The 11,580-nt window shown below is 68.1% G+C and carries 14 protein-coding genes; 7 read left to right on the top strand and 7 right to left on the bottom strand.

The features are described from left to right. Positions 1 to 41 precede the first annotated feature (41 nt). From rpoZ to CDN99_RS01725, 3 genes are all read right to left on the bottom strand, one after another. Entirely contained in the window at positions 42 to 245 is a 204-nt protein-coding gene (gene rpoZ / locus CDN99_RS01735; protein WP_088382384.1) for a DNA-directed RNA polymerase subunit omega, read from the bottom strand. Positions 246 to 264: 19 nt separating this feature from the next. Continuing rightward, a complete protein-coding gene (gene gmk / locus CDN99_RS01730; RefSeq protein WP_088382383.1) occupies positions 265 to 885 on the bottom strand; it encodes a guanylate kinase in 621 nt (206 codons plus the stop codon). 104 nt (positions 886 to 989) lie between these two features. After that, on the bottom strand, positions 990 to 1,907 hold the full coding sequence (locus CDN99_RS01725) for a YicC/YloC family endoribonuclease (RefSeq protein ID WP_088382382.1): 918 nt from the start codon (positions 1,905 to 1,907) through the stop codon (positions 990 to 992). Between the two features lie 31 nt (positions 1,908 to 1,938). Between CDN99_RS01725 and CDN99_RS01720 the strand changes: the two genes are divergently transcribed. The 5 genes from CDN99_RS01720 (at position 1,939) to hemW (ending at position 6,478) form a co-directional block, all read left to right on the top strand. Then, positions 1,939 to 2,907: a serine/threonine protein kinase gene (locus CDN99_RS01720; protein WP_058936168.1), complete on the top strand. Its 969-nt coding sequence runs from the start codon at positions 1,939 to 1,941 to the stop codon at positions 2,905 to 2,907. Next, positions 2,904 to 3,803 carry a PP2C family protein-serine/threonine phosphatase gene (locus tag CDN99_RS01715; RefSeq protein WP_088382381.1) on the top strand — a complete coding sequence of 300 codons (900 nt, stop codon included), beginning with the start codon at positions 2,904 to 2,906 and terminating at the stop codon, positions 3,801 to 3,803. Before CDN99_RS01720 ends, CDN99_RS01715 begins: the two co-directional genes overlap by 4 nt. Positions 3,804 to 3,813: 10 nt before the next feature. Beyond that, positions 3,814 to 4,545 carry a ribonuclease PH gene (gene rph, locus CDN99_RS01710; RefSeq protein WP_088382380.1) on the top strand — a complete coding sequence of 244 codons (732 nt, stop codon included), beginning with the start codon at positions 3,814 to 3,816 and terminating at the stop codon, positions 4,543 to 4,545. A 132-nt stretch (positions 4,546 to 4,677) separates the two neighbouring features. Beyond that, the gene (gene rdgB, locus CDN99_RS01705) at positions 4,678 to 5,283 is read left to right on the top strand and encodes an RdgB/HAM1 family non-canonical purine NTP pyrophosphatase (RefSeq protein WP_088382379.1); all 606 of its coding nucleotides are present in this window, start codon (positions 4,678 to 4,680) and stop codon (positions 5,281 to 5,283) included. Positions 5,284 to 5,293: 10 nt separating this feature from the next. Continuing rightward, entirely contained in the window at positions 5,294 to 6,478 is a 1,185-nt protein-coding gene (gene hemW / locus CDN99_RS01700) for a radical SAM family heme chaperone HemW (RefSeq protein WP_088383298.1), read from the top strand. A 123-nt stretch (positions 6,479 to 6,601) separates the two neighbouring features. Here hemW and CDN99_RS01695 read toward each other — a convergent pair whose 3' ends face one another. Then, the gene (locus tag CDN99_RS01695; protein ID WP_088382378.1) at positions 6,602 to 7,564 is read right to left on the bottom strand and encodes a LysR substrate-binding domain-containing protein; all 963 of its coding nucleotides are present in this window, start codon (positions 7,562 to 7,564) and stop codon (positions 6,602 to 6,604) included. A 158-nt stretch (positions 7,565 to 7,722) separates the two neighbouring features. Between CDN99_RS01695 and CDN99_RS01690 the strand changes: the two genes are divergently transcribed. Both CDN99_RS01690 and CDN99_RS01685 read left to right on the top strand, forming a co-directional pair. Beyond that, complete coding sequence (locus CDN99_RS01690; RefSeq protein WP_088382377.1) at positions 7,723 to 8,160, top strand: hypothetical protein; 438 nt, start codon at positions 7,723 to 7,725, stop codon at positions 8,158 to 8,160. Beyond that, positions 8,157 to 8,588: a nuclear transport factor 2 family protein gene (locus CDN99_RS01685; RefSeq protein WP_088382376.1), complete on the top strand. Its 432-nt coding sequence runs from the start codon at positions 8,157 to 8,159 to the stop codon at positions 8,586 to 8,588. The genes CDN99_RS01690 and CDN99_RS01685 overlap by 4 nt, the downstream gene beginning before the upstream one ends. Before the next feature lie 27 nt (positions 8,589 to 8,615). Here CDN99_RS01685 and CDN99_RS01680 read toward each other — a convergent pair whose 3' ends face one another. From CDN99_RS01680 to CDN99_RS01670, 3 genes are all read right to left on the bottom strand, one after another. Beyond that, positions 8,616 to 9,722: a protein-glutamate methylesterase/protein-glutamine glutaminase gene (locus CDN99_RS01680; RefSeq protein WP_088382375.1), complete on the bottom strand. Its 1,107-nt coding sequence runs from the start codon at positions 9,720 to 9,722 to the stop codon at positions 8,616 to 8,618. A gap of 99 nt (positions 9,723 to 9,821) precedes the next feature. After that, a complete protein-coding gene (cheD, locus tag CDN99_RS01675) occupies positions 9,822 to 10,493 on the bottom strand; it encodes a chemoreceptor glutamine deamidase CheD (protein WP_088382374.1) in 672 nt (223 codons plus the stop codon). A gap of 58 nt (positions 10,494 to 10,551) precedes the next feature. Next, on the bottom strand, positions 10,552 to 11,421 hold the full coding sequence (locus tag CDN99_RS01670; protein WP_088382373.1) for a CheR family methyltransferase: 870 nt from the start codon (positions 11,419 to 11,421) through the stop codon (positions 10,552 to 10,554). Positions 11,422 to 11,580: the final 159 nt, after the last annotated feature.

Genomic DNA, 11,580 nt, shown 5'->3' with positions numbered 1-11,580 from the left:
CGCCCCGCGAGCGGGGCGTTCCATCGAGCCGAGGCCGGTCGTCAGACGGGCACGCGGCGCAGCATCTCGATGCCGACGTCGCCATTGGCGACTTCGCGCAGCGCGGTCACGCCGGGCTTGTTCTTCGACTCCAGCTTGGGCGCGTGGCCCTGGCTGAGCATCCGGGCGCGGTAGGTCGCGGCGAGCACCAGCTGGAAACGATTCGGGATCTTGGTCATGCAGTCTTCGACAGTGATGCGGGCCATGGTGGTTTCCTGGTGGGTGTTAGATGAGGTCGAGCGCGCGGAAGACGGTGGAGCGGTTCCGGCGCTGGGTCGCGTATTTTAGCCGTTGTGCCTGGACGACCGACTTCAGGTCGAAAAGGGCGGTCTCGAACACGGCGTTGATGACCACGAAATCGAAGTGCCGCGCCTGGGCGACCTCGTGCCGGGCGTTCTCCATGCGCTGGGCGATGACGGCCTCCTCGGTGTCGCCGCGGCGGATCAGGCGCTGCTTCAGCTCGTCCCAGCTCGGCGGCAGGATGAAGATCAGCACCGCGTGCGGGAACAGCTGCTTGATCTGCAGCGCGCCCTGGTAGTCGATCTCCAGGACGACGTCGTCACCGTGGGAGATGCGCGCCTCGATGGCCGCGCGCGACGTGCCGTAGAGGTTGCCGTGGACTTCCGCCCACTCGAAGAACTCGCTGCGGTCGACCATCGACCGGAACTCGTCCGGCGCGATGAACAGGTACTCGCGACCGTGTTGTTCCTGGCCGCGCGGCGCGCGCGAGGTATGCGAGACGGAGACGCTCAGCTTGGCGTCCAGCTCCAGCAGCGCCTTGACGAGGCTGGATTTGCCGGCGCCGCTCGGAGCGGCGACGACGAAGAGATTGCCCGGGTATTCCATCGTGTGATTTTAGGGGGGAGGTCGTGAAGCCCTCGTCGGCACGGCCAACTCGCCCGGCGAACTAGTTCACGCGGGCGACGGCCGGGCCTCGGGGCGGCGGCGGATCACTCCAGGTTCTGCACCTGCTCCCGCAACTGCTCGATCGCCACCTTCATCTCGACCGAGATGTTGGTCAGCTCCAGCGCCACCGCCTTGGAGCCCAGCGTGTTGGCCTCTCGATGCAGCTCCTGCATCAGGAAGTCCAGCCGCTTGCCGACCTCGCCGCCCTTCTTCAACAGCCGCTCGACCTCGTCCAGATGCGCGCGCAGCCGCGTCAGTTCCTCGGCGACGTCGATGCGAAGCGCGTAGGCGGCGGCCTCGTTGACGGCGCGTTCCTGCAGGGTCTGCTCGGAGATCGTCTGCGCCGCGCCGGTCGCGCTCAGCGCCTCCTGCCAGCGTTCCAGGAAACGCTCGCGCTGGCGCTGCACGGCCGCCGGAATCAGCGGCTCGGCTTGTGTGGCGAGGTCCCGTAAAGTGGCGACGCGCTGCTTGAGCATCGTCACCAGCTTGGCCCCTTCGCGCTCGCGCGCTTCCAGGAATCCCTTGATGCAGGCGCGGGCCGCCTCGAGCACCGTTTCGTCCCCGGCGCTCGCGCCGACGGTGCCGGTCTTGCACCAGTTCAAGGCCTCCTGCACGCTCAATCCCTGCGCCTTCGGCAGCCAGGACTGGACCTGCGATTCCAGCCGCGACAGCCGGTTGAGCTGGTCTGGCTGCGGGTTCGGCCAGGAACTGTCGGTATCGCGCTGGATGTTGATGCGCAACTCCATCTTGCCGCGCTTGACCTGCGCGGTGACCAGGTCGCGCAGTGCGGGCTCGAGCGAGCGCAGCTCGTCGGGCATGCGGAAGCTCAGGTCGAGAAAACGGCCATTGACGGACCGGGCCTCCACCGTCACCGCCGGAGCGGCCACGGAGCTAGGGGTTTCGCCGGAGTTCGAGGGTTGTGCCGTGGCGCTGGCATAACCGGTCATGCTGTAAACTGGCATCAGCTATCGGTAGAGCAATCGAATCGCGATTATGTCAAAGCCGAAACCGGCGCCCTTGCCCGCAGGCACGGTGGTGGGGGGCTATCAGATCATCAAGAAGTTGGCCGCGGGTGGATTCGGCGTCGTTTATTTGGCCGAAGACCCCGACCATCATTTGGTGGCGCTGAAAGAATACCTCCCGTCATCGTTGGCCGAACGATCCCCCGGAGAGCTCACGCCTCGCGTGAAGCCCGAAAAACAGCCCCTCTATCGGTTGGGGCTGCGCAGCTTTTTCGAAGAAGGCCGCTCACTCGCGCAAATTTCCCATCCGAGCGTCGTCTCGGTGTTGAATTTCCTGCGCGAAAACGAGACCGTCTATATGGTCATGAATTACCTGCAGGGCGATACCCTGCAGGATTTCATCGTGACCGCGCGAGATTTGAAGCGCGACAAGGTCTTCCGCGAATCAACCATCCGCTCGCTCTTCGACGAAATTCTCAAAGGCCTGCGCATCGTCCATCAGCACAAGATGCTGCACCTGGACATCAAGCCGGCGAATATTTTCATCACCAACGACAACAAGGCGGTGCTGCTCGATTTCGGCGCGGCGCGCGAAGTGCTGTCGAAGGAAGGCAATTTCATCCGGCCGATGTACACGCCGGGTTTCGCCGCGCCCGAGATGTACCGCCGCGACGGCTCCCTGGGCCCGTGGACCGACATCTACGCGATCGGCGCCTGCATCTACGCCTGCATGCAGGGCTACCCGCCCAACGACGCGCCGCAGCGCCTGGAGAAGGATCGCCTCGGGCTGTCCCTGTCGCGGCTGCGTAATGTCTATTCCGACAACCTGCTCGAAGTGACCGAGTGGTGCATGTCGCTGGACCCGCTGACCCGTCCGCAGAGCGTCTTCGCGCTGCAGAAGGAGCTGTCCCGGGAGACCGAGCGCCGCTACACCAAGCTCAGCTTCAGCGAGCGCCTCAAGCTGCAGCTGGAGAACCTGAAGACCGGGGCGAAGGCGTGAAGTTCTCGGTCTACCAGGTGAGCCGCCGTGGCGGCCGCGAGAAGAACGAGGACCGCATGGGGTATTGCTATACCCGCGAGTCCGGCCTGTTCGCGCTTGCCGACGGCATGGGCGGCCATCCCGAGGGCGAGGTCGCCGCGCACATGGCGCTGCAGAACGTCGCCGCGCTGTTCCAGCGCGACGCGCAGCCGGTCCTCAAGCAGCCGGCGCAGTTCCTCGAGACCGCCGTGCTGCTCGCCCATCAGCAACTGATCGCCTACGCCGCGCAGCGCGGCATGAACGACACGCCGCGCACGACGGTCGTCGTGGGCGTGATGCAGCAAGGGCAGTTGTGGTGGGCCCACTGCGGCGATTCGCGCATGTACCTGCTGCGTGACGCCGAGCTGATCGCCCGCACCCGCGACCACTCCTACAGCGAGCTGCAGGAGGCGCTCGGCCGCCACGCGACCGGCGCCGAGCGCTTCAACCGGCACGTGCTGTTCACCTGCCTGGGCAGCCCCGGCAAGCCGATGATCGACGTCAACGGCCCGGTGTTGCTGCAGAACGGCGACCGCATGCTGCTGTGCTCCGACGGTCTGTGGAGCTCCGTCTCCGACGCCGACATCCTGCGTCACCTGTCCGACAGCCGCAATGTCGCCGACGCGGTGCCGGAGCTGGTCGAGCAGGCATTGCGCCAGGCCGGCGCGCGCAGCGACAACGTCACCGCCCTGGCCGTGGAGTGGGAAGGCGAGGGCGAAGCCCCCGATTCGATCTCCACCCAGGACCTGGACGACCAGGGCTTCGCCTCGACGATCCACGGCGCCGCGCAGGACGTGCAACTGGACGAGGCCGAGATCGATTCCGCCGTGCGCGAGATCCAGGACGCGATCCGCCGCGCCGGCAAGAAACCCAGCTGAAGGAATTCCCATGACTGCCATCGCCAGCCGCCCCGCCGGGCGCGCGGCCGACGCCCTGCGTCCGGTCCGCATCACCCGCCAGTACACCCGCCATGCCGAGGGCGCCGTGCTGATCGAGTTCGGCGACACCAAGGTGCTGTGCACCGCCTCCGTCGAGGAAAAGGTCCCGCCGCACAAGCGTGGCAGCGGCGAGGGGTGGGTCACCGCCGAATACGGCATGCTGCCCCGCGCCACCCACACCCGCAGCGACCGCGAGGCCGCGCGCGGCAAGCAGAGCGGGCGCACGCAGGAGATCCAGCGCCTGATCGGGCGCTCGCTGCGCGCCGTCTTCGACCTGAGCAAGCTGGGCGAGCGCTCCATCCAGATCGACTGCGATGTGATCCAGGCCGACGGCGGCACCCGCACCGCGGCCATCACCGGCGCCTACGTGGCCGCGCACGACGCGGTGACCTGGCTGCTGGCGCAGGGCAAGATCACCGAATCGCCGCTGCGCGACGCGGTCGCGGCGATCTCGGTCGGCATCCTGGACGGCCAGGCGCTGCTGGACCTCGAATACGTCGAGGACTCGGCCTGCGACACCGACATGAACGTGGTCATGACAGGTGCGGGACACTTCGTGGAGTTGCAGGGGACCGCCGAGGGCGTGGCCTTCACCCGCGCCGAGGTCGACGTGCTGCTGAACCTGGCCGGGAAGGGCATCCGCGACCTGCTCGCCGCGCAGCGGCACGCCCTGGGTCTCTGACCCTCGGAGACGCCGCCCGGACGGCCCCGCGAGGGGCCGTCGGCGCTTTCGAATTTGATGTCGACGGCGGTGTCGACCTCGATGTCGATGTCACCGTCCACCCGTGATGAATCCAGACGATCGGAGCAAGCGATGAAGTTGGTCCTGGCCTCCAACAACGCCAAGAAACTGAAGGAACTGCAGGCGCTGTTCCAGCCGCTCGGGCTGGAACTCGTGACGCAGGGCAGCCTGGGCATTCCCGAGGCGGAAGAGCCCTTCCACACCTTCGTCGAGAACGCCTTGACCAAGGCCCGCCACGCGGCCCGCGACAGCGGCCTGCCGGCGCTGGCGGACGATTCCGGCCTGGCGGTCGAGGCGCTGGGCGGCATGCCGGGCGTGCTGTCGGCGCGCTACGCGACGCTGTTCGGGCGCGAGAAGAGCGATGACGAGAACAACCGCGTGCTGCTGGAAAAGATGAGCGGCCTGACCGATCGGCGCGCGCGTTTCGTCAGCGCGCTGGTGGCGGTGCGCTCGGCCGACGACCCCGAGCCCTTGATCGCGATGGGCCGCTGGCAGGGCGAGATCCTGGCCGCCACGCAGGGCGAGGGCGGTTTCGGCTACGACCCGCTGATGTTCATTCCCGAGCTCGGGAAGAGCGTCGCGGCGCTGGGCGCCGACGAGAAGAACCGCCTCAGCCATCGCGCGCTGGCCGCGCAGGAGCTGCTGCGTCAGATGCGCGAGGCCTGGCACCTTGGCTGACATCATCCGCATGATGCGGCCCGGCACGCTGACGCTGTCGGCGCTGCCGCCGCTGTCCCTGTACGTGCATCTGCCGTGGTGTCTGCGCAAGTGCCCGTACTGCGACTTCAACTCGCATGAATGGCGCGACGGCCGCGAGCTGAGCGTCGAAGCTGCCCGCGAGTACCTGGCCGCGTTGCGCGCCGACCTGGAGGCCGCGCTGCCGCTGATCTGGGGGCGCTCGGTCGTGTCGATCTTCATCGGCGGCGGCACGCCCAGCCTGTTCCCGCCGGAGCAGATCGCCGAGCTGATCTCCGACCTGCGCGCACGCCTGCCGCTGGAGCCCGGCTGCGAGATCACGATGGAGGCCAACCCCGGCACCTTCGAGCGCGACCGCTTCGCCGGCTTCGCGCAGGCGGGCGTGACGCGGCTGTCCATCGGCGTGCAGAGCTTCGACGACGCGAAGCTGCACGCCCTGGGCCGCGTGCACAGCGGCTCGCAGGCGCGCGCCGCGATCGAGGAGGCGGCCCGCGCCTTCGGCACCTTCAACATCGACCTGATGTACGCGCTGCCGGAGCAGACGTTGGCGGAGCTGGACCAGGACCTCGCGACCGCGCTGGCCTTCGATCCGCCGCATCTGTCGGTCTATCACCTGACGATCGAGCCCAACACGCGCTTCGCCAACGCGCCGCCGGACAAGCTGCCCGACCCCGACCTGGCCAGCGAGATGCTGGACCTGATCACCGCCCGCACCGGCGCGAAGGGCATGGGGCGCTACGAGGTCTCGGCCTATGCGCGCGACGGCCACCGCTGCGCCCACAACCTCAACTACTGGCAGTTCGGGGACTACCTGGGCATCGGCGCCGGCGCGCACACCAAGCTCTCCTTCGCGCACCGCGTGCTGCGCCAGGTCCGCTGGCGCGATCCGGCGACCTTCATGGCCAAGGCGGCCGAGGGTCAGGCGGTGTCCAACGAGAACGAGGTCGCGCGCGGCGAGCTGCCCTTCGAGTTCATGCTGAATGCGCTGCGCCTGCGCGAGGGCGTGCCGATGCAGAGCTTCCTCGAGCGCACCGGCCTGCCGCCGTCGAGCATCGCCAAGGCCCTGGAGCAAGGCCGCGCGAAGGGCCTGCTGGAGACGGACCCGACGGTGATCCGCGCGACGCCGCGGGGCTTCGATTTCCTCAGCGACTTGCAGGAGCTGTTCCTGGCGTCTTGAGCCGCGCGAGCCGCGGGCGCCACCCGGCGCGGATAGGCGGAATGAGCACTGCGCGAGCAGGCGCGATCGCCTGCCCGTGGTGCGCGTCCCCCGTGCCATCGACGCTGGACGCGCCGGTCCGTGTCAGGCCGGCGGGCTGGCCGCCGCGGCGCTCACCTTGCCCGTGGCCAGGCAGGTGAGGGAGCCGTCCAGTGCCGCGCGCGACTGCGCCGTTTCCTGGTGCAGCCAGTCGATGAAGGCGCGCAGCGCCGGCTCGTCCTTGGAGCCCGGCGGATAGAGGATGTGATACCGCTGCGGCTCCTTGAGCATCGCCTGCCGCGGCGCGACCCGCACCAGCCGCCCGTCGAGCAGCGCGTCCGCCGCCAGCAGCTCGCGCGTCAGCCCCACGCCCATGCCTTGCTCGGCCGCCTGCAGCAGGATGCCGAAGTCGTTGAAGATCGCCACCGGCACCACCTGCCGGCGCAGCCCGGCCTGCTCGAACCAGGTCTCCCATTGCCCGGGATCCCCCAGCAGCGGCGCCTGCGCCAGCGCTTCCAGTGGCTGACCGATGAGCTGATGCGCCAGCGCGGGCGAGGCCACCGGCAGCATCGAGAGATCGAACAGCGGCTCGCTGATCACGCCGGGCCACGGGCCCAGCCCCTGGCGAAGCGCCAGATCGAAACCCTCGCGCTCCAGGTCGACGAGGCGCGGCGTAGCCTCGATCTCCAGCGTCACTTCCGGATGACAGGCGTGCCATCGGCCCAGCCGCGGCAGCAGCCATCGTTGCGCGAAGGACGGCAGCAGGGTGATGCGCAGGCTGCGCTGTTCGACGCCATGCGCCGCGGTCGCGGCGCGCAGGCCCTGGTCGAGCTCCTGATAGGCGCGCTCGACGCTTCGAAGCAGCGCCTGCCCGGCGGCGTTCAGCACGACCCGCCGCCCCTGGCGGTCGAAGACCGGGAAGCCCAACTGCAGCTCCAGCGCCCGGATCTGCTGGCTGACCGCGCTGTGCGTCAGGTTCAGCTCCTCGGAGGCGGCGCGCAGGTTCTGGTGCAGTCCGGCGGCCCGGAACGCGGCGAGGTATTGCAGGGGCAGGCGAGGGCTGCGCATCGTCGGGGGTCCTTGCTGGGTAGGTTGTCTACTCAAAGAGGCAAGGATATAGCGTTTGTGAGTCAGTTTCTGCCTACGTAGCATGACCAACATGTCGAGGAAAGGCCCACCCCTCCTGGGTCGGGCCCCTGTCCCCCTCGGCAAACGAAGGAGCGACCATGAACGAGCCTGAAATCCCCCAAGCCTTGCCCTGCTACACCTGCACCCCCTGGCCGCGCTTCCCGGTCATCGGCCCGGCGCTGGTGGTGGTGGTCGCGGTGCTGGCCGCGCTGCTGCTGATCTCGAACGCCCACGCGTTCAGCGACGTCGGCGCCGAGCTGCGGATCGCCGCGCTCGACAAGCGCGTCGCCGATCGCGAGGCCGAGCGCCTGGCGAAGGTGCAAGTGGCGAGGCGCATCCTCGTCGCGGACGGCAGTTCGCCGCGAGCAGGGGCGCATGCGAGTGCCGGCATGGGTGCTGGCGCGGACACGGGGACGGGACGGTCGAACATCGGTCCGACGATGGGCGCGAGCCTCGATCCGGACATGCGCTCGGGCGACGCTCGCGGCAACACGTCCTCTCATCCGAATCCCGGACGGAAGGTCCGCACGCAATGAATCCCACCGATCTGGTCCAGGCGCAGCTCGACGCCTACAACGCCCATGACGTCGACGCGCTGCTGACGATCTACGCGCCGGACGCTCGCCATTACGAGTATCCCGATCGCCTGCTCGCCGAAGGCGCCGACGCGCTGCGCGAGCGAATGGCCGCACGGTTCGCGGCGTCCAGGCCGCGCGCGGAACTGCTGCATCGGGTGGCCGTCGGCAACACCGTGATCGACCATGAACGCATCGTCAACCAGACGCCGACCGGGCCGGTGGCGCGCGAGCTGATCGCGATCTACGAGGTGGTGCCGGCAAGTCCCGGGAACGCAAACGTGAGCGAGAACGGCAGCGACACCGGCGGAAACGGGACCGCACATGGAAACGGGCGCATCGCCAGCGCCCGTTTCGTGTTCGGCGGGGAGTATCCCGCCTCGCGGTGACGCGCCGATGCCGCGTCGGTCCGTCAATCAGACGCGGTTCATCGACAGGCCCGCCGTGCTGCGCAGCCGCTCGATCAGCCGGGTGGCGATCTGCTGCAGCGGCAGCACCTCGTCGGCGGCTCCGGCGTTGATGGCCTCGCGCGGCATGCCGAAGACGACGCAGGTCGCCTCGTCCTGCACCAGGTTGTAGGCGCCGGCGTCCTTCATCGTCTTCATCGCCTTGGCGCCGTCCGCGCCCATGCCGGTCAGCATGATGCCCAGCGCGTTCTGGCCGACGACGCGCGCCGCCGAGTTGAACAGCACCTCGACCGACGGCTTGTGCCGGTTCACCGGTTCGCCGTCCTGCACGCGGGCGATGTAGTTGGCGCCGGAGCGCTCCACGCTGAAGTGCATGCCGCCTGGTGCGATGTAGCCGTGGCCGGGCAGGATGCGCTCGCCGTCCTGCGCTTCCTTGACGCGGATCTTGCACAGGCCGTCCAGCCGCGCCGCGTAGCTGCGCGTGAAGCCCGGCGGCATGTGCTGCGTGATGCAGACCGCGGGGCAGTCGGCCGGCAGGTTGATCAGCACGTCCTTGGTCGCCTCGGTGCCGCCGGTGGAGGCGCCGATGAAGATGATCTTCTCGGTCGACAAGCGGCCCAGGCTCGCGATCGGCGCGGCGGGCTTGAGCGGCGGGGTGGCGCCGCCCGTGGCCGGCGCCCCGGAGGCCGGAGCGGCCGTGTGCAGGCGGCGGATCTGCGCCTTGGACGCGATGCGGATCTTGTCGGTGATGTCCTGCGCCAGCCCGCGGATGCCGTCGGCGACGCCGATCTTGGGCTTGGCGACGAAGTCCACCGCTCCCAGCTCCAGCGCCTTGAGCGTGACCTCGGCGCCGCGCTCGGTCAGCGTCGACACCATCACGACCGGCATCGGTCGCAGGCGCATCAGGCGCTGCAGGAAGTCGAGCCCGTCCATCTTGGGCATCTCGACGTCCAGCGTGATCACGTCCGGATTCAGGTTGCGGATCATCTCGCGCGCGGCGAGCGGGTCGCTGGCGGCGCCGATGCATTGCATGTCGGGCTGCCGGTTGATGATCTCGGTCAGGATGCTGCGCACGAGCGCCGAGTCATCCACCACGACGACGGTGGTCTTGGCCATATGTCTTTACTCCTCGGTACTGCGGTCGTCCCGGATCTTGAATGTTGGATCTCGAATGTCGGCTCTGGACGGTCGACTCTCGACGGTCGAAGGCGTCGGTCAGAACAGGTCGATCGAGCCGCCGCTGCTGGCCACCGGCTGGGCGCGCTGCGCGGCCGCCTTGTCCTGCTGCACCAGCGCGTCGGTGTTGGTCGGGGCCAGGCGCTTGACCATCGCCTTGCCGCTCTTGGGCAGGAAGCACACCTTGCGCGGGTACACGTCCATCACGTCCTTGGACACGATGGGGATGCGCTCCAGCTTCAGGAAGTCGATGACGAAGTTGGTGTTGCGCTCGCCGACGTTGATGGTGTTCATGCCGGAGATGACGGCCCCGCCGCCGAAGATCTTCGCCTCCATGCGGTTCTTGGAGGCGCCGCGCTTCATCATCTCGTTGATCAGCAACTCCATCGCGTACGAGCCGTAACGGCCCGAGTCGCCATGGCCCTCGGGCAGCATGAAGTGGTTCATGCCGCCGATCTGCGCGTGGCGATCCCACAGGCAGGCGGCGATGCAGGAGCCCAGCGTGGTCATCACCAGCAGGTCGTCGTTGTCGACGAAGTACTCGCCGGGCAGCACCTTGACGGCGGCGTTCTTGAAGTGCGCCTCGTAGAAGAAGAACGAGGCCTCGCCGGTCTTGCGCGTCACCGACTTGAGCTGGGCCACGCGCGCCGCGCCGGCGCTGGCCAGCGCCGCGCTTTGCTGCATGGCGGAGGAGGCGGAGGGCAGGGTCATGGGGTGTGGAATGCTTGTGAGAGGTCGATCGGATCGGCGGGCCTGGCGAGCGGCGCGCTCAGCCGACGCGCTCGTAGATCGTCTTGCCGCGCAGCCGGAACAGATCGCGGGAGTCGGTGAAGTTCTCGGAATGCCCGACGAACAGCAGGCCGCCCGGACGCATCACCTTGTGGATGCGCTCCAGCACCTTGCGCTGCGTGGGGGCGTCGAAATAGATCATGACGTTGCGGCAGAACACGATGTGGAAGGGCTCGCCCAGCGACCAGGTCGCGTCCATCAGGTTCAACGGGCGGAACTCGATCATGCGCGCCAGATCGGGCTTGACGCGGATGCGGCCCTCGTTGGCGCCGGTGCCCTTGAGGAAGAATTGGCGCAGACGCTGCGGTGACAACCCGCGCGACTCGCCCGCGTAGACGCCGCGGCGCGCGGTGTTGAGCACATTGGTGTCGATGTCGCTGGAGATGATCTGCACGCCGCCGCCCGAGCCCAGCGCCTCCTGGCAGGTCATGGCGATGGAGTAGGGCTCCTCGCCGGTCGACGCCGCGCAGCACCAGATGCGCAGCGGCTTGCCGGTCAGCGTCTTGAGGTCCTCGGTGAGGGCGTGGAAATGGTGTTCCTCGCGGAAGAACGAGGTCAGGTTGGTCGTCAGGCAGTTGACGAATTCCTGCCACTCCTGGTCCCCTTGCGGCCCGGTCACGCCTTCCAGCCATTGCAGGTAGCTGGCGAAGCTCTTGTGGCCGGTGTCGCGCAGCCGGCGCGACAGGCGGCTGTAGACCATCGCATGCTTGCCGTCGTGCAGCGAGATGCCGGCGTGCTGGTAGATCAATTGCCGCACCCGATCGAAGTCGGCCCGGCTGAAGCTGAACTCGTGATCGATCGCCTCGACGGGCGACGAGGCCGGGAGGGGGGCCGGTTGACCTGGGCGCATGGGCTATTGGAGTTCTTCGAAGGTGAGATGCCGGAGCACCGGGTGGTCGCCATTGTCGGCAATAGCTAGTTTCAGCGCTAGACGCGCATTTGATGTGTGAAAGAGGTGGGGGAACCCCGCCTTTTATGCGACCTCATTCGAGGGGTAAGCAAGCTAGAC

This window comes from Roseateles aquatilis (assembly GCF_002205645.1).
GTDB classification, from domain to species: Bacteria; Pseudomonadota; Gammaproteobacteria; order Burkholderiales; family Burkholderiaceae_C; genus Roseateles; species Roseateles aquatilis.
This window is presented reverse-complemented; position numbering and strand designations above follow the sequence as displayed.

Excerpts from the sequence above, each read along its gene's own strand:
- rpoZ (WP_088382384.1), bottom strand. The coding sequence starts at position 245 with ATGGCCCGCATCACTGTCGAAGACTGCATGACCAAGATCCCGAATCGT.
- gmk (WP_088382383.1), bottom strand. The coding sequence starts at position 885 with ATGGAATACCCGGGCAATCTCTTCGTCGTCGCCGCTCCGAGCGGCGCC.
- CDN99_RS01725 (WP_088382382.1), bottom strand. The coding sequence starts at position 1,907 with ATGCCAGTTTACAGCATGACCGGTTATGCCAGCGCCACGGCACAACCC.
- CDN99_RS01720 (WP_058936168.1), top strand. The coding sequence starts at position 1,939 with ATGTCAAAGCCGAAACCGGCGCCCTTGCCCGCAGGCACGGTGGTGGGG.
- rph (WP_088382380.1), top strand. The coding sequence starts at position 3,814 with ATGACTGCCATCGCCAGCCGCCCCGCCGGGCGCGCGGCCGACGCCCTG.
- rdgB (WP_088382379.1), top strand. The coding sequence starts at position 4,678 with ATGAAGTTGGTCCTGGCCTCCAACAACGCCAAGAAACTGAAGGAACTG.
- hemW (WP_088383298.1), top strand. The coding sequence starts at position 5,294 with ATGATGCGGCCCGGCACGCTGACGCTGTCGGCGCTGCCGCCGCTGTCC.
- CDN99_RS01695 (WP_088382378.1), bottom strand. The coding sequence starts at position 7,564 with ATGCGCAGCCCTCGCCTGCCCCTGCAATACCTCGCCGCGTTCCGGGCC.
- CDN99_RS01690 (WP_088382377.1), top strand. The coding sequence starts at position 7,723 with ATGAACGAGCCTGAAATCCCCCAAGCCTTGCCCTGCTACACCTGCACC.
- CDN99_RS01685 (WP_088382376.1), top strand. The coding sequence starts at position 8,157 with ATGAATCCCACCGATCTGGTCCAGGCGCAGCTCGACGCCTACAACGCC.
- CDN99_RS01680 (WP_088382375.1), bottom strand. The coding sequence starts at position 9,722 with ATGGCCAAGACCACCGTCGTCGTGGTGGATGACTCGGCGCTCGTGCGC.
- cheD (WP_088382374.1), bottom strand. The coding sequence starts at position 10,493 with ATGACCCTGCCCTCCGCCTCCTCCGCCATGCAGCAAAGCGCGGCGCTG.
- CDN99_RS01670 (WP_088382373.1), bottom strand. The coding sequence starts at position 11,421 with ATGCGCCCAGGTCAACCGGCCCCCCTCCCGGCCTCGTCGCCCGTCGAG.